A 21029-nucleotide genomic window follows, 5' to 3' on the forward strand; every position below is an offset into this window, starting at 1 on the left:
GTAAATCTGCGAAAATGAAAGGATGAGCGAATCGCAGAATCCTTCCACCAATCCCTCCCCCAACCCAACCTCTCCCGGTGCCGACGGCTACGGGGAAGGGGCCATCCAGATTCTCGAAGGGCTCGAAGCCGTGCGCAAGCGCCCTGGCATGTACATCGGGGACACCTCCGACGGCACCGGCCTGCACCATCTGGTCTTCGAGGTGGTGGACAACTCCATCGACGAGGCCCTTGCCGGCTACTGCGACGACATTCTGGTCACCATCCATACCGACAACTCCATCAGCGTGGTCGACAACGGACGCGGCATCCCCACCGGCGTCAAGATGGACGACAAGCACGAGCCCAAGCGCAGCGCTGCCGAAATCGCCCTCACCGAGCTGCACGCCGGCGGCAAGTTCAACCAGAACAGCTACAAGGTCTCCGGAGGCCTGCATGGCGTGGGCGTGTCCTGCGTCAACGCCCTCTCCACCAAGCTGCGCCTCACCGTGCGCCGCGAGGGCAAAATCCACACCCTGCTGTTCGCCCATGGCGTGGTGCAGGACCGCATCCTGGAGCAGGTCGACGGTGCAGAAATCTCCCCCATGCGCATCACCGGCGACACCGACCGTCGCGGCACCGAGGTGCACTTCCTGCCAGACACCGAAATCTTCAAGGAAAACAACGAGTTCCATTACGAAATCCTCAGCAAGCGCCTGCGCGAACTGAGCTTTCTCAACAACGGCGTGCGCATCCGCCTCAAGGACGAGCGCACCGGCAAGGAAGACGACTTCGCCGGCAGTGGCGGCGTCAAGGGCTTCGTCGAATTCATCAACGGCAACAAGAAAGTCCTGCACCCCAACGCCTTCTACGCCACCGGCAGCCGGCCCGCCGAAAGCTACGGCGGCATCCCCGGCACCGAGATCGGAGTCGAAGTGGCCATGCAGTGGAACGACGGCTACAACGAACAGGTGCTGTGCTTCACCAACAACATCCCCCAGCGCGACGGCGGCACCCACCTCACCGGCCTGCGCGCAGCCATGACCCGCGTCATCAGCAAGTACATCGCCGACAACGACCTCGCCCGCAAGGCCAAGGTCGACGTCACCGGCGATGACCTGCGCGAAGGCCTGTGCGCCGTGCTCAGCGTCAAGGTGCCCGAACCCAAGTTCAGCAGCCAGACCAAGGACAAGCTCGTCTCCAGCGAAGTGCGCGCCCCGGTCGAGGACATCGTTGCCAAGGCCCTCACCGACTATCTCGAAGAACGCCCCAACGACGCCAAGATCATCTGCGGCAAGATCGTCGAAGCCGCCAAGGCCCGCGAAGCCGCCCGCAAGGCCCGCGAAATGACCCGCCGCAAGGGCGTGCTCGACGGCTTCGGCCTCCCCGGCAAACTCGCCGACTGCCAGGAAAAAGACCCCTCCCTGTGCGAAATCTACCTGGTGGAGGGCGACTCCGCCGGCGGCTCCGCCAAGCAGGGCCGTGACCGCAAGTTCCAGGCCATCCTGCCCCTGCGCGGCAAGATCCTCAACGTCGAGAAGGCCCGGTACGAAAAGCTCCTCACCAGCAACGAAATCGTCACCCTCATCACCGCGCTCGGCACCGGCATCGGCAAGGCCGCCGAGGAAGCCAACGGCAAGAACTCCGGCAGCGACGACTTCAACATCGACAAGCTCCGCTACCACCGCATCATCATCATGACCGATGCCGACGTGGACGGCGCCCACATCCGCACCCTGCTGCTCACCTTCTTCTACCGCCAGATGCCCGAACTCGTGGAGCGCGGCCACATCTACATCGCCCAGCCGCCGCTCTACAAGGTCAAGGCCGGCAAGGAAGAGCTCTACCTCAAGGACTCCGTTGCGCTCGACGGCTTCCTGCTGCGCGTGGCCCTGCGTGACGCCAGCGTCTACACCGGTGGCAGCCAGCCGCAGACCCTCTCGGGCGACACCCTGCAGACCCTGGCCACCCGGCACCAGCTCGCCGAGCGCGTCGTGCACCGGCTCTCCGCCTTCCTCGACGCCGAAGCCCTGCGCGCCATCGTCGACGGCGTGGACATCCGCCTCGACACCACCGCTGAGGGCGAAACCAGCGCCCGCGCCCTGCAGGAACGCCTGCGCGAACTCGACACCACCGGCGAACAGGCCACCGTCACCTACGAGCACGACCCCCACACCGACAAGCCCTTCCTGCGCATCAGCCGCCACCACCACGGCAACATCAAGAGCAGCATCCTCTCGCAGGAATTCGTCCACGGCGCCGACTACGCCACCCTGGCCGAGGCCGCACACACCTTCCGCGGACTCGTGGGCGAAGGCGCCCGCGTCGTGCGCGGCGAGGGCGAGCGCCGCAAGGAGCAGGAAGTCACCGACTTCCGCAGCGCCATGCTCTGGCTCCTCAACGAGGCCGAACGCACCACCAGCCGCCAGCGCTACAAAGGCCTGGGCGAAATGAACCCCGAACAGCTCTGGGAAACCACCATGGACCCCACCGTCCGCCGCCTCCTGCGCGTCCAGATCGAGGACGCCATCGAAGCCGACCGCGTCTTCACCATGCTCATGGGAGACGAAGTCGAACCCCGCCGCGACTTCATCGAATCCAACGCCCTGCGGGCGATGAATATCGATGCGTGAATAAGGACGGGATTGCACCATGCTGCTCAAGCGCGCAGATGACAAGACCAAGCGGATGGCTCTGCTCAAGGACCTGCAGCAGTCTCCTTGCCTGGACAGCAGCCAGAGAAAATGGCTGGCAGAGGAGCTGAGCAACCTTGCCAAGGGGATGACGGGCGAGCGAGAGGCTGCGTATTACCTCGACAGCTATTTCAAGGAGAGTCCCAACCACATGGTGCTGCACGATCTGCGGCTCATGGTGCAGGGTGAAGTGGTTCAGATCGACCATCTGGTCATTGGCCGTGCCTTCATCTATCTGGTGGAAACCAAGAACTGGGCCTGCAATGTGTGGATCAACGACCATGGAGAATTCACAGTCGAATACGGCAATCATTCCAGGTTCGGGGTGGCTTCTCCCATTGAACAGAGCCATCGGCACGAGCGTGCGCTGCGCGCCGTGCTGGATCAGCTCGGCTTCAAATCCCGTTTTGGCACGGCAGTGGACATTCGCAATGTGGTGATGTTCCATCCCCAGGCCATCATTCACCGACCGGATGCCAAGGCATTTGACACCAGCATGGTGATCAAGGCAGATGCCTTCCCTTCCTGGATCAATCGTTTCGTGGAACGTGAACTCGGAGTGGGAGCCACGCTGAAGGCCCTGGCCACCCTGCGGGGGCAGGACACGATTGCCGAGTGGGGCAAGGCGCTGATGCGCTGCCACCAGCCGGTGGACCTTTTGGCTCTGCCGGATTTCATGCGTCCCCAGTCTCCGCCTGTACCCGCTCCCGTGTCTTACGAGGCGGCACCTGCGCCTGCCCGTCGAAAGGTGCAGGAGCCAGCCGCTGCAGTGACACGGCGACCTTCCCCCAGGAGCAGACAGCCTGAGGCCAGACACGCACCTCCCCCGGATAGCCAAGTTCCCATGCCTTATGCTGTGCCGGGCGAAAAGAAGTGCATCTGTGCCCATTGCGGCTGCAAGATCAGCTACGAAGAAGGCATGTATTGCTGGCATCAGAGCCAGCGCTTCCACGGACAGCAGTTCTGCCGCGAGCATCAGAAGCTTTTTCCATTTGCATCCAGGGAAGCGGTGCGGTAGTCCGGTTGCCGGAGTGCTGTGCCATCCGTGGCTCTGAATATGAAATGTGCCAGCGTCTGGGGGTCTTCAGGCTTCATCCGCTGGCATCTGCCTTTCCAGACATTCGCGCGTGACGATGTCGGCGAGCCAGTGGCAGAACGTGCGGACACGGGGGGATAGATGCCGGCGGTGGGGATACACGATCTGTATCGGCATGGAGGGGGCGGGCCATTCGGGGAGCACTTCCACCAGCGCTCCGGCTTCGAGGTGTTCGCGGACATCGAAGGCGGGGATCTGGATCAGGCCCATGCCGGCGAGGCTGCAGGCGATGTAGGTTTCGACGTTGTTGGCCGCGACGCGGGACGGCATCGGCTGCACATGCCGTGCGCCGTCGGCCATCCATTCCCAGGGAGCAGCCCTGTGGCTGGCAGACGAGATGTAGTTCACCGCAAGATGGTGTACCAGATCGCCGGGCTGGCGGGGCACGCCATGGCGGTCGAGGTATGCCGGGCTGGCGCAGTTGATGAGCCGGATGCTTCCCAGCGGCCGTGCCACCAGGCTGCTGGCTTCCATCTCGCCCACACGCAACGCGCAGTCGATGCCTTCGCGCACCAGGTCCGTGAGGCGATCACTGGACCCGATTTCCAGTTCGATGCCGGGATACCGTGTCAGAAAATCCGGCAGGGCGGGGGCCACCTGACGGCGAGCGATGCGGCTGGGCAGGTCCACGCGCAAGCGCCCCTGCAGGGATTGATCGGCAGGGCGGAAGAGTTGTTCCAGTTCCTCGCTGTCGGCCACCAGCGCGGCAGCCCGTTCCAGCAGGAGTTCGCCGTCCGGGGTCACGTTCACGCGCCGCGTGGTGCGATGGAGCAGGCGTGTGCCCAGCCGGGATTCCAGTTGCCGGATGGCGAGCGAGACGGTAGGGCGAGGCACGCCCATCTGTTCGGCTGCTGCGGTGAAGCCGCCGCTTTCCGTCACTCGCCTGAAGATGCGGAGTTGTTCGATCAGATCCATGATTGGTAGTGATTCATGTACAGATATGTGGAAAATCGCTGATTTATTGGATTATTTTCGCTCAATAGAATCTTCTGCATCCCATCACTCACCATGCAGAGGTTTCCCATGTCCACACACAGCATCCAAGACAAGGTCGTCCTGATCACGGGCGGAGCCAAGAATCTGGGAGGGTTGATTGCACGCGATCTTGCGGCGCAGGGTGCGCGGGCAGTGGCCATTCATTACCACCGCGCGGCGGACAAGGCCGATGCGGAGGACACGGTGGCTGCGATCGAGAAGGCCGGTGCCAGAGCCGTGGCGTTCCAGGCCGATCTCACCACGGCGGGCGCGATGGAGCAGCTTTTCTCCGACACGGTGGCGGCTGTAGGGCGGCCCGACATTGCCATAAATACCGTGGGCAAGGTGCTCAAGAAGCCCATTGCCGACATCACCGAGGGCGAGTATGACGAAATGAGTGCGATCAATGCCAAGTCTGCCTTCTTCTTCCTCAAGGAAGCAGGCAGGCACGTCAATGACAATGGCAAGATCTGCACACTGGTCACCTCGCTGCTGGGGGCGTTCACTCCGTTCTATGCGGCTTATGCGGGCACCAAGGCGCCGGTCGAGCATTTCACCCGGGCGGCAGCCAAGGAGTTCGGGGCGCGTGGCATTTCGGTGACGGCCGTCGGCCCGGGGCCGATGGATACCCCCTTCTTCTACGGGCAGGAAGGGGCTGATGCCGTGCGCTATCACAGGACGGCGGCTGCGCTTTCGGCCTTCAGCCGGACGGGGCTGACGGATATCGAGGATGTGGTGCCGTTCATCCGCCATCTGGTCAGTGAGGGCTGGTGGATCACGGGGCAGACGATACTCATCAATGGGGGCTACACCACCAAGTAATTTCCTGCATGTCCCTGCGGCGTGCGCTGCAGGCTGCTGCCCCGATCGCTGTCCAGGCGCCGGGGCAGTGCGTTTTTTGGGGGGCTGGTTTGCCGCCTGTCCAGCCTTCCTCCCCCGATGTGAAGTCCCGATGCCTTGAGGGCTGTTTGCACCGTCCACAAAAAAGCCGCCCCGAAGGGCGGCGAAGAGGTGAAAAAGAGGTTGTTGTTATGGGGTTCGGGTTCCGGCTCAGACGCGGCGGGGGCGGACGAGCTGCCAGGCGCGGGTGAGGTAGGTGACGCTGGCGAAGCCGCTCCACACGTGCACGAGGCGGGTGAAGGGGAAGATCACGAACAGCGACATGCCCATGAACAGGTGGAACTTGAACACGGGGGAGGCTTCGGCGATGAAGCTGGCGGCGTCTCCCCGGAAGGTGACGATGTGCTGTGCCCAGGTCATGAGCTGCACCATTTCGTGGCCGTCCAGGTGCTGGGCGGAGACGAAGATGGTGGACAGGCCGAGCAGGAGCGTGACCAGGATCCAGCCGACGACGAGCTTGTCGCGCCAGGTGGTGTTGGCGGCGAGGCGTTCGTTGCCGAAGCGGCGGAAGATCAGGATCAGCAGGCCGGTGAGGCACATGAGGCCCATGACGCCGCCGGCGAGCATGGCGAACACCTGCTTGGCGCTGTGGGGCACGCCGAGCGCGTCCCACACGGCCACGGGGGTGAGCAGGCCAACGAAGTGGCCGAAGAACAGACCGATGATGCCGACGTGGAACAGGATGCTGCCGATGCGCAGGCTGCCGCGGTGGAGCAGCTGGCTGGATTCGCTTTTCCAGCTGTATTGCTCGCGGTCGAAGCGGATGAGGCTGCCGAGCAGGAAGATGGACAGCGCGATGTAGGGATAGATGCCAAAGACGAATTGATGCAGATAGCTCATGAGAGGCTCCTTGCGCTTACGCGGCGTGTGCTGCGGCGGGCGGGTAGAAGTGGATCGGCGCCATGGCCGGCATGGCGGGCTTGAGCAGGGGTTCGACGCCGTCGGGGCCGGGGCCGAAGGTTTCCATGGCCTCGTCCATGTCGCGCACGGGCGGCACGGTCAGGGGCTGGGGCTCGACGGGCGAGAGGCTGACGGCGGCCTGCAGCGGTGCGGCATACGGAGAGCCGTCGGCTTGCAGGCGGCTGGCGACGTGGTGCAGGACGTGCACGGCGTCTCCGAGCAGGTGGGCTGCTTCCCCGGCTTCGCACTGGGAGAGGAATTCGAGGAACAGCGGCACGTAGTCGGGCAGCTCGCTGGTGACGGGCTCGAAGCCTTGCGACTTGTACTCCTCGAGCAGGTCGACCATGGCCTGGCCGCGGGCGCGGTCTTCGCCGTGGATGTGCTCGAACAGGTGCAGCGAGTGCGAGGGGTTGCGGTCGAAGGTGGCGACGTATTCTTCCTGGAGGGAGATGAGGTCGCCGGCTTCGAGGTGGGCGATGAGCGGTTCGATCTGCGCGGCGATGGCGGGGTCCGTGGCGAGTGCGGCACGGATCTCGCCGAGCGCGTCGAGCAGGTCCTGCTCGGGGTAGCTCAGCAGGGCCGAGAAGGCCTGAAAGTGCATGGGGGTCATGGGGTGTGCTCCTTGCGGCCGGGGCCAGCCGGGTGCCGGGTGAGGGCGGCAGGCTGGCGTCCGGCGGGCGAAAAGGTCATTTCTCGCGGTTTTCCTTGAGGGCGCGACGCATGTCGTGGAACACGATGGGCGAGGCCTTCTTGCGGCCGAACAGGCTCTCGGACGTGACGCCGTCGGAGCAGCCGTTGCCGAAGCTGAAGCCGCAGCCGGCCTTGTCCTCGAAGGTGTTCTCCACCACTTCCTTGTGGCTGGTGGGGATGACGAAGCGGTCCTCGTAGTTGGCGATGGCCATGACCTGGTACATCTCCTCGACCTGGGCCGGGGTGAGATGGGTGCCGGCGAGCGTGGAGGGGTCGGTGACCTTCTCGACGCTCTTCTTGCGCATGTAGCGGCGCATGGCGACCATGGTTTCGAGTGCCTTGATGACGGGCTCTTCCTTGCCTGCGGTGAGCAGGTTGGCCAGGTACTGGATCGGGATGCGCAGGTCCTTGACGTCGGGGATGATGCCGTTTTCGCCGATGAGGCCGTTTTCGAGCGCGCTCTGGATCGGGGACAGCGGCGGGATGTACCACACCATGGGCAGGGTGCGGTATTCGGGGTGCAGCGGGAAGGCGACCTTCCATTCCATCGCCATCTTGTAGACGGGCGACTTGCGGGCGGCATCGAGCCATGCTTCGGGGATGCCCTGCTTGCGGGCTTCGGCGATGACGGCAGGGTCGTTCGGGTCAAGGAAGACGTCGAGCTGCGACTGGTACAGGTCCTTCACGTCGGGGGTGCTGGCGGCCTGCTCGATCTTGTCGGCGTCGTACAGCAGCACGCCCAGGTAGCGGATGCGGCCGACGCAGGTCTCGGAGCAGACGGTGGGCTGGCCGGCCTCGATGCGGGGGTAGCAGAAGATGCACTTCTCGGCCTTGCCGGAGGTCCAGTTGTAGTAGATCTTCTTGTAGGGGCAGCCGGAGATGCACATGCGCCAGCCGCGGCACTTGTCCTGGTCGATCAGGACGATGCCGTCATCTTCGCGCTTGTAGATGGAGCCGGAGGGGCAGCTTGCCACGCAGGTGGGGTTGAGGCAGTGCTCGCACAGGCGGGGCAGGTACATCATGAAGGTGTTCTCGAAGGCCGAGTACATCTCCTTCTGGATGCCTTCAAACAGGGCGTCCTTGGCACGCTTGGCGAATTCGCCGCCGAGGTCGTCTTCCCAGTTCGGGCCCCATTCGATCTTGTCCATCTTCTTGCCCGTGAGCACGGACACCGGCCGCGCGGTGGGCTGGGTCTGCATCTCGGGGGCGTTCTGCAGATGCTCGTAGTCGTAGGTGAACGGCTCGTAGTACTCGTCGATCGCGGGCAGGTTGGGGTTGGCGAAGATGTTGGAGAGGATCTTCGCCTTGCCGCCCTGGCGGGGGCGCAGCTTGCCGTTGGCGTCGAGTTCCCAGCCGCCCTTCCACTTGTCCTGGTCTTCCCAGTTCTTGGGGAAGCCGATGCCGGGCTTGGTTTCCACGTTGTTGAACCAGGCGTATTCCACGCCGTCGCGGCTCGTCCAGACATTCTTGCAGGTGACCGAGCAGGTGTGGCACCCGATGCACTTGTCCAGATTGAGCACCATGCCGATTTGGGCTCTGATTTTCATTGTCAATTCTCCTGAATCGAGGGTCCGGTTCTCAGTCTTGCTTGGACGCGGGCTGGTCCATCCAGTCCACATGCTTCATCTTGCGCATGACCACGAATTCATCGCGGTTGGCGCCGACGGTGCCGTAGTAGTTGAAGCCGTAGGCGAGCTGGGCATAGCCACCGATCATGTGGGTGGGCTTGGGCACGGTCCGGGTGACGGAGTTGTGCATGCCGCCGCGCTGGCCGCTGATTTCGGCGCCGGGGATGTTGATGATCCGTTCCTGGGCGTGATACATCAGCGTCATGCCTTCGGGAACCCGCTGGCTGACCACGGCACGGGCCGTGATGGTGCCGTTGACGTTGAAGATCTCGATCCAGTCGTTGTCCTCGATGCCTGCCTTGCGGGCGTCGACCTCGGACAGCCAGACGTGCGGGCCGCCGCGAGACAGCGTGAGCATGCGCAGGTTGTCGGAGTAGGTGCTGTGGATGCCCCACTTCTGGTGCGGGGTGATCCAGTTGAGCAGGATCTCGGTGTTGCCGTTGGGCTTGTGGTTGTGCAGGGGCGCCGTGGTCTTGAGGTTGACTGCGGGCTTGTACAGGCACAGACCTTCGCCGAAGGCGCGCATCCACTGGTGATCCTGGTAGAACTGCTGGCGGCCGGTGAGCGTGCGCCATGGGATGAGCTCGTGCACGTTGGTGTAGCCGGCGTTGTAGCTGACTTCCTCGCTTTCGAGGCCCGACCAGACCGGCGAGGAGATGATCTTCCTCGGCTGGGCCTGGATGTCCCGGAAGGTGATGTGGTCGTGCTCGCGCGGGATGGCCAGGTGCGTGTGGTCGCGGCCGGTGACCTTGCCGAGTGCTTCCCAGGCCTTGACGGCGACGTGGCCGTTGGTCTCGGGGGCCAGGGTCATGATCATTTCGGCGGCGTCGATGGCGGTGTCGAGGCGGGGCTGGCCCTTGCCGGCACCCTCGCTGGCCACCTTGTTCATCTTGCGCAGCTGCTCGATCTCGTGGCCGGTCTTCCAGGCCAGGCCCTTGCCGGCGTTGCCGACCTTTTCCATCAGCGGGCCGATGGTGGTGAACTTGTCGTAGATCGCGCCGTAGTCACGCTCGACCACGGTCATGGCGGGCATGGTCTTGCCGGGGATGGGGTCGCATTCGCCCTTCTTCCAGTCGCGCACGTCGAAGGGCTGGCCCAGCTCCTGCGGGCTGTCGTGCATCAGCGGGGTGAGCACGAGGTCCTTCTGGACGCCGAGGTAGTCCTTGCCGATGGCGGAGATCGCCTTGGCGAAGCCCTTGTAGATTTCCCAGTCGGTCTTGCTCTGCCACAGCGGCTGCACGGCCTCGGACAGGGGGTGGATGAACGGGTGCATGTCGGACGTGTTGAGGTCGTCCTTTTCGTACCAGGTGGCCGTCGGCAGCACGATGTCGCCGTACAGGCAGGTGGTGGACATGCGGAAGTCGAGCACCACCAGCAGGTCGAGCTTGCCTTCGGCGGCGGGGCGCATCGTGACCTCGGTGGGCTTGATGCAGGCCGTCTCGTCGCTCATGACCGCATTCTTGGTGCCGAGCAGGTACTTGAGGAAGTACTCGTGGCCCTTGCCGGAGGAGCCCAGGATGTTGCTGCGCCACACGAACAGGTTGCGCGGGAAGTTCTTGGGGTTGTCCGGGTCGTTGCAGCTCATGTCGAGCGAGCCGTTCTTGAGCCCTTCGACGGTGTAGCTCACGACATCCTTGCCGGCTTCGGCCGCCATGCGGGTGATGTCGAGCGGGTTGGTGGTGAGCTGCGGCGAGGAGGGCAGCCAGCCCATGCGCTCGGCCTTGGCGTTGTAGTCGATGAGCGACATGTTGGCCATGCTGCCATCGGCGGTCGGGCACAGGATCTCGTTGACGCCCAGCTTCTCGTGGCGCCACTGGCTGGTGTGGGCGTAGAAGAAGCTCGTGCCGTTCATCTGGCGCGGCGGACGGTGCCAGTCGAGACCGAAGGCCAGCGGCAGCCAGCCGCTCTGCGGACGGAGCTTTTCCTGGCCGACATAGTGGGCCCAGCCACCGCCGGACTGCCCGATGCAGCCGCACATCATCAGCATGTTGATGATGCCGCGGTAGGTCATGTCCATGTGGTACCAGTGGTTGAGACCGGCACCCACGATGACCATGCTCTTGCCGTGGGTCTGGTCGGCGTTGTGCGCGAATTCGCGGGCCACCTGAATGACCATTTCGGGCTTGACGCCGGTGTGCTTCTGCTGCCAGCCGGGCGTGTAGGGCACGTCGTCGAGGTAGTCGCTGGCGACGTTGCCGCCGCCCAGGCCGCGGTCGATGCCGTAGTTGGCGGCCATCAGGTCGAACACGGTGGCCACGAGGGCGCTGCTGCCGTCGGCCAGAGTGATGCGCTTGACGGGCACGTTGCGCACCATCACGTCGTCATGCTCGGCGCCGAAGTAGGGGAAGCCCACGCCCACGACCTCGTCCTGCTTGCCCAGGAGGGACAGGGTGCCCTTGACTTCGCGGCTGGCCCCGCCTTCGCGGGCTTCGAGGTTCCAGCGGCCGGTCTTGCCTTCGGGCTGGCCCCAGCGGAAGCCGATCGAGCCATTGGGTACCACCAGCTCACCCGTGAGCTCGTCGAGCATCAGGGTCTTCCAGTCGGGGTTGTTGTCCTGGCCGCACTGGTCGGCGAGCTGGCTGGCGCGCAGGAAGTATTCGGGCAGGTAGCGGCCCCCTTCTTCCCGGAGCTTCACCAGCATGGGCATGTCGGTGAGGCGGCGGATGTAGTCGGTGAAGTATTCGGAGGGATTTTCGAGGTGGAATTCCTTGAAGATCACATGCCCCATGGCCATGGCCATGGCCGCATCGGTACCCTGCTTGGGCGCGAGCCAGATGTCGCCGAACTTGGCCATTTCGCCGTAGTCGCTCGACACGGCCACGGTCTTGGTGCCCTTGTAGCGCACTTCGGTGTAGAAGTGGGCATCGGGTGTGCGGGTCATCGGGACATTGGAGCCCCAGACCATCAGGTAGGTGGAGTTGTACCAGTCGGCCGATTCGGCCACGTCGGTCTGCTCGCCCCAGATCTGCGGGCTGGCCGGAGGCAGGTCACAGTACCAGTCGTAGAACGACAGCGGCGTGCCGCCGATCAGGCTCAGGTAGCGGCTGCCGGCCGCATAGCTGACCATGGACATGGCCGGAATGGGGGAGAAACCCACCACGCGGTCCGGGCCGTAGGTCTTGATGGTGTAGGCGTTGGCTGCGGCCACCATTTCGTTGACTTCATCCCACGAGGCGCGCACAAAGCCGCCCTGGCCACGACGGCTCTTGTAGGCTTTGGCCTTCTCGGGGTCCTGGCTGATGCTCTCCCAGGCCGCCACCGGGCCGAGGGACTTGCGGGCCTCGCGCCACATCTGCATGAGCTTGCCGCGCACCATGGGGTACTTCACGCGCTGGGCGGAGTACACGTACCAGCTGTAGGAAGCGCCACGGGGGCAGCCACGGGGTTCGTGGTTGGGCAGGTCGGGCCGGGTGCGTGGGTAGTCGGTCTGCTGGGTTTCCCAGGTGATCAGGCCGTTCTTGACGTACACCTTCCAGCTGCAGGAGCCGGTGCAGTTCACGCCGTGCGTGGAGCGCACGATCTTGTCGTGCTGCCAGCGCTGGCGGTAGGCGTCTTCCCACTTGCGGTCTTCCTTGACTACCGCGCCGTGGCCATTGGAGAAGGTGGATTTCACCTTGCTCATGAATTTCAGTCGGTCGAGAAAATGGCTCATAGTGCCTCCAGAGTCGCCGTGTGGCGCGCGGGGCGCGCCGTATGGGCCGATGAACAGAAGTCTATAAAAGTGCCGTCCGGGGGACTATTCGCCAGTGGGGGCGCCCGGGTGCGGCAGAGGAGCTAAACCGTATCCGCCAATTGGGGAATACGGCGGGAAAGTCCTGCAGCCAAAAGGGATGGCAGTGCAGCCATCCCCATGGTACAGAACAGGATTGCCTGAGCGTATCAGCAGGGTACTTCAGCTCCCTTGCGGGCATAGAACCACCAGTTCACCAGCGCGCAGGTGGCATAGAAGGCGATGAAGGCATAGAGCGCTGCATCGACGCTGCCGGTCATTTCGAGCGAGGTGCCATAGCTCTTGGGGATGAAGAATCCGCCGTAGGCAGCCAGGGCAGCTGAGAAGCCGAGCACGGCAGCCGCTTCCTTGTTGGCTTCGCCCATGGCCTTGTGCTGCGCAGCCTCACCCTTGCCGGCCGCCATGCGCTGGTGCAGCGTCAGGAAAATGGTGGGCACCTGCATGAAGGTCGAGCCGTTGCCGATGCCGGTGAGGGCAAACAGCGCCAGGAAGCAGACAAAGAAGCCCCAGAAGTTGCCGCCCTGTCCGGCGTGCGGCAGGAAGGCGATCACGCCGAAGACGCCGACGATCATGCCGAGGAAGACGAACTGCGTCACACGGGCGCCGCCGATCTTGTCGGCCAGCCAGCCGCCGAAGGGACGGGTGAGACCGCCGATGAGCGCGCCCAGGAAGGCGTATTGCGTGGGATTGATGCCCGTGAACTGGCTCTTGATGAGCAGCGGGAAGCCAGCGGCAAAGCCGATGAACGAGCCGAAGGTGCCCAGATACAGCCAGCACATCAGCCAGTTGTGCTTGCGCTTGAAGATCACGGCCTGATCGGCAAAGGAGGCCTTGGCCGAGGCGATGTCGTTCATGCCGAACCAAGCTGCCAGCGTGGACAGAATGATGAACGGCACCCAGATGTAGCCGGCGTTCTGCAGCCACAGGTGCTTGACCTGCGCGCCCTTGGTCCAGGTCTGGGGCTCACCGCCGAGCGCGCCGAACACGCCCATGGTGATGATGAGCGGCACCACGAACTGCACGATGGACACACCCAGGTTGCCCAGGCCGGCGTTCATGCCCAGCGCGGCACCCTTTTCGGCCTTGGGAAAGAAGAAGCTGATGTTGGCCATGCTGGAGCTGAAGTTGCCGCCCCCGAAGCCGCACAGCAGCGCGAGCAGCATCATGCTGGCGTAGCTGGTCTGGGGATCCTGCACGGCCATGCCCAGGCCGATTGCGGGAACCAGCAGGCTCGCCGTGGTGAGCGTGGTCCAGAGCCGTCCACCGAAGATGGGCACCATGAACGAGTAGAAGATGCGCAGCGTCGCGCCCGACAGGGCCGGAGCCGCTGCCAGCCAGAAGAGCTGGTTGGGGGTGTACTTGAAGCCGATGTTGGGCAGGTTGACCACGGCCACGCTCCAGACCTGCCAGATGGCGAAGGCGAGCGTCAGTGCGGGGATGGAAATCCACAGGTTGCGGCGAGCAACGGCGTGGCCTTCCTTTTGCCAGAAGACCGGATCTTCCGGCTCCCAGCGGGTCAGGACATGAGATGACATGAGTAGAACCTCCCGGGCCCCATGGGACCCCTATGGTCAGAAAGAATGCATGCAGCCTCGGCAGATACCCCACCGATCTGGTGCCTCCAGTCTAGGAAGGGGCATGCCACGCGCCCATACCCCAGTGGGGGCGAAGGGGAGCGGCAGAGGAGCTAAGCCATCTCCCCCTTTTGGGGGAGCCAGCCATGATCCCCCCTGTGTGTTACATGAACGTGGCGCTGCGGTTCTCTGAATCGGGTAGGGGAGGACAGACGAAAAAAAGCCCGGCCGCAGGGCGGTCGGGCTGGGGTGCCTGTGGCTCCTCCCGGGGCAGGAGGAGTGCGGCAGAGGGAATCAGGCCTGGGCGGCAACGGCCTTGCGGGCAGCGTCGTCCTTTTCGCCGTAGTGGTGCTTGCGCTCGGCAAAGTTTAGCCACACGGCACCCACCAGGGCACATCCAAAGAGGAGCATGAAGGCCGTGCTGCGCACGCCGGTCATGTCGAGCAGCGCGCCGAACATGATCGGGAGCAGGAAGCCGCCCATGCCGCCCGCCAGACCCACGATGCCGGACACGGCACCGATGTTGCCCGGGAAGTCGTCGGCCACGTACTTGAACACGGAAGCCTTGCCCACGGCCATGGCCACGCCCACGAAGAACAGCAGGATGGTGAACCACTCGTGCGTGATGCCGAGGTGGTAGGCGGTGGCGCCCTTGGTGGTCTGGATCACGAAGTCGGTTTGCGGATAGGAGAGGATGAAGAACACCAGCATCATGACCCACAGCACCACTTCGGTCACCTTGTGGGCGCCGAACTTGTCGGAGAACCAGCCGCCCAGTGCACGCAGCACGCCGCCGGGCAGGGAGAAGGCTGCAGCCAGGAACGCGGCATGCTTGAGGTCGAAGTGGTATTCACCCACGTAGTACTTGGTCATCCACAGCGCGAGGGCCACATAGCCGCCGAACACCACGGAGTAGAGCTGGCTGTACAGCAGTACCTTGGGGTTCTTCATGAGCGCGAGCTGCTCGCCGAGCGTGACCTTGCTGGACACGATATGGCTGGGATCGGAGTAGGTCATGACCCAGAACAGCAGGGCCGTGCCGAGCAGAATGGCGGCGTAGACCGTGGGAACCATCTGCCAGCCGGCAGCCACGATGATGACCGGAGCCAGCAGCTTGGTAAGGGCGGCACCGGCGTTGCCGGCACCGAAGATGCCCATGGCCAGACCCTGCTGCTCCTTGCGGAACCAGCGGGCCACGTAGGGAGTGCCGACCGAGAAGGAGCCGCCAGCCAGACCGATGACCAGACCGATGGCGAGGAACTGCCAGAATTCGGTGGCGAACTGCAGCGCAAAGACCGGAATCACGCAGGCCAGCATCAGGGCAAAGAACACGATGCGACCCCCGAAGCGGTCGGTCCAGATGCCCAGGGGCACGCGGATCAGGGAGCCGGAGAGCACGGGCGTGGCGGCCAGCATGCCGAATTCGGTGGCGTTGAGGCCCAGTTTCTGCTGGATCGGGATGCCGATGACGGCAAACATCATCCAGATCATGAAACAGATGGTGAACGCCAGCGTACTGGCGAACAGTACGGAGTACTGCTTGTATTTTTGCGAAGCCATGATGCGATTCCTTGGTCGAGAACAATGCCACGATAGCGCCGGGAGGGGGCAGTCACTATCCGCCGCATGGGAGAGGCGTGCAGCCCCGAAGGGCTAGACGGCAATTCACAGAAGTGCGGGGGCAGTCTACCCCGTTTGGGGGAAACCCTTGTCAAGGGGGCACTGCACTCAGGTATTGCTTGTCAAGACTTTGTGGATGTTGTTACGCCTTTTTCTGGCATCAAGGGGGTGCGTGGGCGCCATCAATTGGTGCAGTGCATGGGCATGTTTCTGCGGGTATGGTGCACACAGAATGCCGCATTTCACAATTCCTCATGAATTCATGCAGTTGCGAGAGCTTTTTTGGGGAATGGCAACATCGTGCTCCAAAATGGGGACGACAAAAAACCCGCCATGCGGCGGGTTTGAGAAGGCTCTTTGTTGTAAAAAAACAAAGAAAAAAGAGGTCTGTTACACGCCCCAGACAATGTCCTTGCCCTGCTGGTGGCTGACCTTGAGCAGATCCAGGAAGGGCTGGGCGCGGGCATAGAAGGGCACGCTGTCGTCGGCATCGGCCTCACCCTGTTCATCCACGTCCTGATCGGGCTTTTGGGCCTGGGCTTCAGAGGCCTTCATGGCCTGTTCGAGGGCGGTGATGGCGGCGGGCATGTCCGCTGCCAGGATTACGCCGCGCTCGGTCGGTTCCTTGCCGATGGCTTCGAGCACCTGGTGGGCATGGGGGGCCAGCATGATCACGTCGCCTGCGGCCTGGGATTTGAATTTGAACAGCATGCCTATCTCCTTGCTTGTCTGTGATGGGGGTATGGAATGATGGCCTTCATTCTACGGGGGTTCCATGGTCTGGCAGCGCGGCAGACCGTGTGCCGGTGCTGCATTCGGCGCTCCCAGAGCTGCGCAACGGAGGAGCGTTTCTTGCTTGTCGATGTGCGGGTGGGGAGGGACATCCGTGCGGTGCTGTGGACAAGCAACGCCACTGTCGGCATTTGGTGCCATCCAGAGCGTGACTTATGGCACGCGGCTGCACGATATGCGCAGATGGAGGTGTTTTGGACAGATGTTCATCTCCACAATGGCAATCCCATATGACGGAAAGCCATGCGAGGGGCATGGCAGCGGCCCGGAGGGGGCTGTTCCGTCGTCACAGAATGCTCTGACATCGCCATCATGGACAAGATCACCTGGAATGAATCCATCGCGCTCGGCTTTCCGGAAATCGACCAGCAGCACAGGGAGCTGATCGATATCTACAACGAGCTGTGCGACGCCATGGAGCAGCACGCCAGCAGCGAGACGACGCTGCGCATCCTGGGCCACCTGGGGCACTACACGTCGGTCCACTTTGCCACCGAGGAGTCCCTCATGCGCATCCTGAACTTCAAGGACTATGCGGCGCACAAGCGCGCCCATGACCGTCTCCTGGCCGAGCTGCGGGTGCTCAGCGAGCAGGCGGCGATGGCGCCCATGGGGGTGAACCAGCAGCTCATGCAGATCATTGGCCAGTGGCTGCGCGACCATATTCTGAAGCCGGATGCCAAGTTCGTGGCCAGCCTGGAGCGCCGAGGGCTGCATCCGTCCGTGAAGGCCGAGCGGGCCATTCAGCGGTGGTGGCACCGCTTCCGTTTCACTCGCAGGCGTCGGTGACCCGGCTGGGGGCGCAGGGCCCCCGGCCCGGGATCACTGATCCTTTTCGCGGTACCAGTAGGTGCGGTAGCGCTTGCTGTTGATGGGAATCGTGGGCTTGACGGCGCCGAAGGCCGACTGGCTGCCCGGTCCCCCGATCACGAAGGGCAGTGTCACGTCCTGGCCGTTGACGGTGACGTTGACGAAGCCGGTCACGGGCGAAGGCGGCAGACCCCCGCCGTCGAGCACGTTGCTCACAAAGGCTCCCGTGAGGTAGTTGACCGAGTAGGACCGTGCCACGCCCAGGTTGGCGTTGCACTGCCCGGACTGGACCGACTGCGGCTGGTTGGTGCCGAAGTAGGCCACACCCCCGAAGGCGGTGGGCGCGTTGACGCCCTTTTCGCCCGCGCCGCCCGCCAGCGAGACAAAGAAGCCCTGTCCGCTGCCGTCGTAGGTGGCGCTGGTGGCGTTGAACAGGTTGGTGGGCGTGTCCGTCGAGGTGGAGCTGGTGGCGTCATTTACGCCATTTGGCACCGACGGATTAGAGGAGGCATAACGTTGTTCGATATAGCCTGAGTCATCCTTGAGCATGTAGAAACGGTTGACAATGGCATTGGCCTGGTTGGTGGCGATGGGGTGTTCCCGGTCGCCGGTGATGGCCAGCACGGCGTCGTAGGTCTTGCCCGGGGCTACGTCCGGGGGGTAGAAGAACTTGCGGGGCGTTGGGTCGGTCGACAGCAGCCCGCCCAGAGCGGCGATCTGCGTCACGCGCCAGGTGTTGAAGGCCCCTGTTCCGTTCTTGCCGTCCGGTTGCATGTCCACGCGCCAGATGTTGCCGCCCGTGTCGGCCGTGTAGAGGCGGTCGATGTAGCCGTCGTAGTCGCGGTCCACCAGCGTCACGTCGGCCGGAATGGCATGGGTCATGCCAGGTACGTTGACGTTGCAGGCGTTGGTGCCGGAGGTGCAGGTCGTGGTGTTGGTGGTGGCGCTCGCACTGGCCGACCACAGGAGCGCACCGGTGTCTGCATCGAGCACGAAGATGCCGCGGCCCATGGAGTCGGGGATCTGCTTAGTCTTGGCGTTGGACGCGTAGTTGCCCTTGCAGGCAGGCAGGTTGATGTTGGTGGGCGGGTCGGTGGTGTAGTCGGTGCAGCCCGGGGGTTCGCCGTCCTCGTTCTGGTCATAGCCGGCGCCGAAGATCAGCACGGGCTTGGGTACCGTCTTTGGGGTGCCGTCGGCATTGGTGACAATCCGGGTATAGCCTTTGAGGAAGGCCACCTTGGGCTGTGACCAGGTCTGGCCGAGTTCGGACATGCCTGTGGCGGTGTTGTCGAGCTTCCACTTGAATTTGGGGTTGGTGGGGTCGCTGACATCCAGGGCATAGAGCAGCCGGCCACCCCGGCGTGCCGAGAGGAAGAGCCAGACCTTCTTGTTGTTCGGGTCGGTGGTGAAGTCCTGGTAGTAGCTCGGGGAGCCGTCGAAGAAATAGGGCTTGGGACGCGTGGCGAACGTGCCATCCGCATTGAACACGGAGGGGCCGATCGGGGGGCTGTTGAGGTACAGGCGGCCGAGCGGGGTGTTGGGCTTGGGCGAGGTCTGGCTGGTATAGAACTCGGGCGCGATGAAGCCCCAGAGCGTACCGCCGGGCTCGGTGGTGCCGATGGCGCAGGTGTTGGAGAGCGTGCAGGTGCCGAGCGGGGCGGGGCTGGTGTTGCTGGAGGGGGGCTGGTTGCCGTTGACGGCGCGGAACACGCCGTCGTTGGCGCCATAGAACACCACCACTCCGGTGGTGCCGCCGTAGTTCACCACGGCCGGCCGCGAGTGCAGCACGTCGCCATGGATCGAGCCGCGCACGGTGATGGCGGTGTCGGGTGAAGTGACCACGGGCGGGGCGCTCATTTCGGCGCCGGCCAGGGTGTCGCTGACCACGGAGGGGTCGCGGCCCAGCGTCCAACCGATGAGCTGCTTGATGTTGGCCACGGCATTGGCGACCAGCTTGGAAAAGTCCAGGACGATGGCCGGGCTGGAACTGGCGGTGGTGGCACTGAAGGGCATGCTGCTCAGAGTCGTGTTGCTGCCGTTGGAGCAGCCGCTCGTGGTGCAGGTGTAGAGCGGAATGGTGGTACTGTAGTTGCCGCTGGTGTCGGACGTGTTGGTCAGGTACCTGAGGCGCAGCCGCTGGCTCACACCGCCTTTTTCCACGATCTGGCCGTCGGCCCAGTCATAGCCGTCCTTGCCGCCCTGGATGGTGGTGGCATGGGTCCAGAAGCCGCCGTAGGCATCGGGAGAGTGGCTGGTGTCCTTGGAGGTCCAGAAGCTCACGGCCGAGGGCGAGATGAAGCCCGTGCCCGCCGAGCTCAGGGCCGCGTTGGAGTCGAACCCGGAAGGGTAGGGGCCCCACGAGGCGTCGGCCAGATAGAGCTGGGTGTTGAAAGCGTCGGTGGTGTTGACGCCCATGCGGTATTGCTTGAGGTTGCCCATCCAGCGCGGGTTGGCGTGGGGGTCGGGGCGGAACATGCCGATGAAGACCTGGTTGGCGTAGGAGCCCTGTGCGTTCGAGCTCACGGGCAGCACCGGGGCCGCGAACACGCTGTTGACGGCCTGCACTTCCAGAAAGATCTGGGTGAGGGCGTTGGTGAGCTGGCTGATGGCCGAGGTGGAGTTGGGGTTGATGATGAAGTATTTGCCCCCGCTGTTGCTGGCCATGCTCACGACGGCCTGCTCGTAGTCGGGGTTGGTGCCATCGCTCAGGATGATGGTGTAGGTGGTGATGGCGTTGTTGTAGCGCGACATGAACTGCGCCCACTCGTCGCTCGGGTCACTCTGGTATTTGCTGGAGGCCGTGACGCCGGAGATCGGGGATTTCCAGTTCTGCGGCCACTGGGGAGAGACGATCTGGGGGTAGCTGGAGGAACCGCCGCTGGCGCTGGCATAGGCGGTGTTGAGTGCGCTGGCGGCCAGTCCGCCCGGATCCTGCGGCTTGGTGGCGTTGCCCTTGCCGTTGCCGGCTGCCGCAGTGATGTAGAGCACGAACTTCTTGGCGCAGTTGGCCGAGCTGACGCCCGGGTAGGTCAGGCCCGACAGCCCCGTGTGTCCGCCATAGAACGCCCAGGACTCCTGCATGGTCTGGCCCATCTGGTTGTTGTTCGACTTGTTGTTGGCCAGGCTCAGGTTGAAGAGCGAAGTGAGCATGGTGCCGATGCCCCCAGTGCCGCCTGAAGCAGAGTTGGCAGTGAGGGTGGGGGCTGTGCCGTTCATGAGCGGCAGGACCGAAGGCGTGGGCGAGTAAGCCGGCACCACGAACTGCCCGCCACTGCTAAAAGGCGGAGCATTCTTGCCTGATTGAGGAAAGTACATCAGCCCCAGGTTGATGTTGCCGTACAGCACCGGGTTGCTCACGATGGACGACACGGCGTTGTAGATCGCGCACTTGTCGATGCCGAAGACCTTGCCTCCATCGAAGGGCAGGTTGGCTACCGGGCAGGTGAAGCTGTTCACCGACGAGTCGGCTGCGGCCGAGTTGTCCAGGATCATCAGCAGGTTGGGCGGCGCGTTGGACTGCACGCCGTTGTAGATGTCGATGTCTTCGGTGTGGCCCTGGAGCGCGCACAGCGCGAGCAGCGAAGTCAGCAGCGAGGTGCGAAGGAGGTGTCGGACGTTCATGATGAAGGGTCCCAGAAAGGCC

Annotated in this window: 13 protein-coding genes; 4 read left to right on the top strand and 9 right to left on the bottom strand. The window is 63.7% G+C overall.

Annotated elements, in window-relative coordinates; genetic code table 11:
- The first annotated feature begins 22 nt into the window (after positions 1-22).
- Both gyrB and ACP2WS_RS05160 read left to right on the top strand, forming a co-directional pair.
- The gene (gene gyrB / locus ACP2WS_RS05155) at positions 23-2611 is read left to right on the top strand and encodes a DNA topoisomerase (ATP-hydrolyzing) subunit B (RefSeq protein WP_374492128.1); all 2589 of its coding nucleotides are present in this window, start codon (positions 23-25) and stop codon (positions 2609-2611) included.
- 19 nt (positions 2612-2630) lie between these two features.
- Positions 2631-3689 (top strand): nuclease-related domain-containing protein, encoded by a 1059-nt coding sequence (locus ACP2WS_RS05160; protein WP_426459809.1) that lies wholly within the window; start codon positions 2631-2633, stop codon positions 3687-3689.
- 66 nt (positions 3690-3755) lie between these two features.
- Here ACP2WS_RS05160 and ACP2WS_RS05165 read toward each other — a convergent pair whose 3' ends face one another.
- A complete protein-coding gene (locus ACP2WS_RS05165; protein WP_426459810.1) occupies positions 3756-4682 on the bottom strand; it encodes a LysR family transcriptional regulator in 927 nt (308 codons plus the stop codon).
- A 108-nt stretch (positions 4683-4790) separates the two neighbouring features.
- Between ACP2WS_RS05165 and ACP2WS_RS05170 the strand changes: the two genes are divergently transcribed.
- Positions 4791-5564: an SDR family oxidoreductase gene (locus tag ACP2WS_RS05170; protein WP_374492125.1), complete on the top strand. Its 774-nt coding sequence runs from the start codon at positions 4791-4793 to the stop codon at positions 5562-5564.
- Between the two features lie 228 nt (positions 5565-5792).
- Here ACP2WS_RS05170 and narI read toward each other — a convergent pair whose 3' ends face one another.
- From narI to ACP2WS_RS05205, 7 genes are all read right to left on the bottom strand, one after another.
- Positions 5793-6482, bottom strand: a complete 690-nt coding sequence (gene narI / locus ACP2WS_RS05175; RefSeq protein WP_374492123.1) for a respiratory nitrate reductase subunit gamma — start codon at positions 6480-6482, stop codon at positions 5793-5795.
- Positions 6483-6498: 16 nt separating this feature from the next.
- On the bottom strand, positions 6499-7152 hold the full coding sequence (gene narJ, locus ACP2WS_RS05180; protein ID WP_426459812.1) for a nitrate reductase molybdenum cofactor assembly chaperone: 654 nt from the start codon (positions 7150-7152) through the stop codon (positions 6499-6501).
- A 76-nt stretch (positions 7153-7228) separates the two neighbouring features.
- On the bottom strand, positions 7229-8779 hold the full coding sequence (narH, locus tag ACP2WS_RS05185; RefSeq protein WP_426459813.1) for a nitrate reductase subunit beta: 1551 nt from the start codon (positions 8777-8779) through the stop codon (positions 7229-7231).
- A 31-nt stretch (positions 8780-8810) separates the two neighbouring features.
- Entirely contained in the window at positions 8811-12512 is a 3702-nt protein-coding gene (locus tag ACP2WS_RS05190; protein WP_426459814.1) for a nitrate reductase subunit alpha, read from the bottom strand.
- 227 nt (positions 12513-12739) lie between these two features.
- Positions 12740-14125, bottom strand: coding sequence for a NarK family nitrate/nitrite MFS transporter (locus tag ACP2WS_RS05195; RefSeq protein WP_426459815.1), 1386 nt, complete (start codon positions 14123-14125; stop codon positions 12740-12742).
- Between the two features lie 333 nt (positions 14126-14458).
- Entirely contained in the window at positions 14459-15724 is a 1266-nt protein-coding gene (locus tag ACP2WS_RS05200; RefSeq protein ID WP_426459816.1) for an MFS transporter, read from the bottom strand.
- Positions 15725-16174: 450 nt separating this feature from the next.
- Positions 16175-16495 carry a DUF1840 domain-containing protein gene (locus ACP2WS_RS05205; RefSeq protein ID WP_426459818.1) on the bottom strand — a complete coding sequence of 107 codons (321 nt, stop codon included), beginning with the start codon at positions 16493-16495 and terminating at the stop codon, positions 16175-16177.
- A 393-nt stretch (positions 16496-16888) separates the two neighbouring features.
- Here ACP2WS_RS05205 and ACP2WS_RS05210 point away from each other — a divergent pair, with 393 nt between their 5' ends.
- A complete protein-coding gene (locus ACP2WS_RS05210) occupies positions 16889-17365 on the top strand; it encodes a bacteriohemerythrin (protein WP_426459819.1) in 477 nt (158 codons plus the stop codon).
- Positions 17366-17398: 33 nt separating this feature from the next.
- Here the strand turns inward: ACP2WS_RS05210 and ACP2WS_RS05215 are convergent, their stop codons facing one another.
- Complete coding sequence (locus ACP2WS_RS05215) at positions 17399-21007, bottom strand: pilus assembly protein (RefSeq protein ID WP_426459820.1); 3609 nt, start codon at positions 21005-21007, stop codon at positions 17399-17401.
- Between the last annotated feature and the right edge of the window lie 22 nt (positions 21008-21029).

Source organism: Brachymonas moutaii (nom. illeg.), assembly GCF_049977365.1.
Lineage (GTDB): Bacteria > Pseudomonadota > Gammaproteobacteria > Burkholderiales > Burkholderiaceae_C > Brachymonas.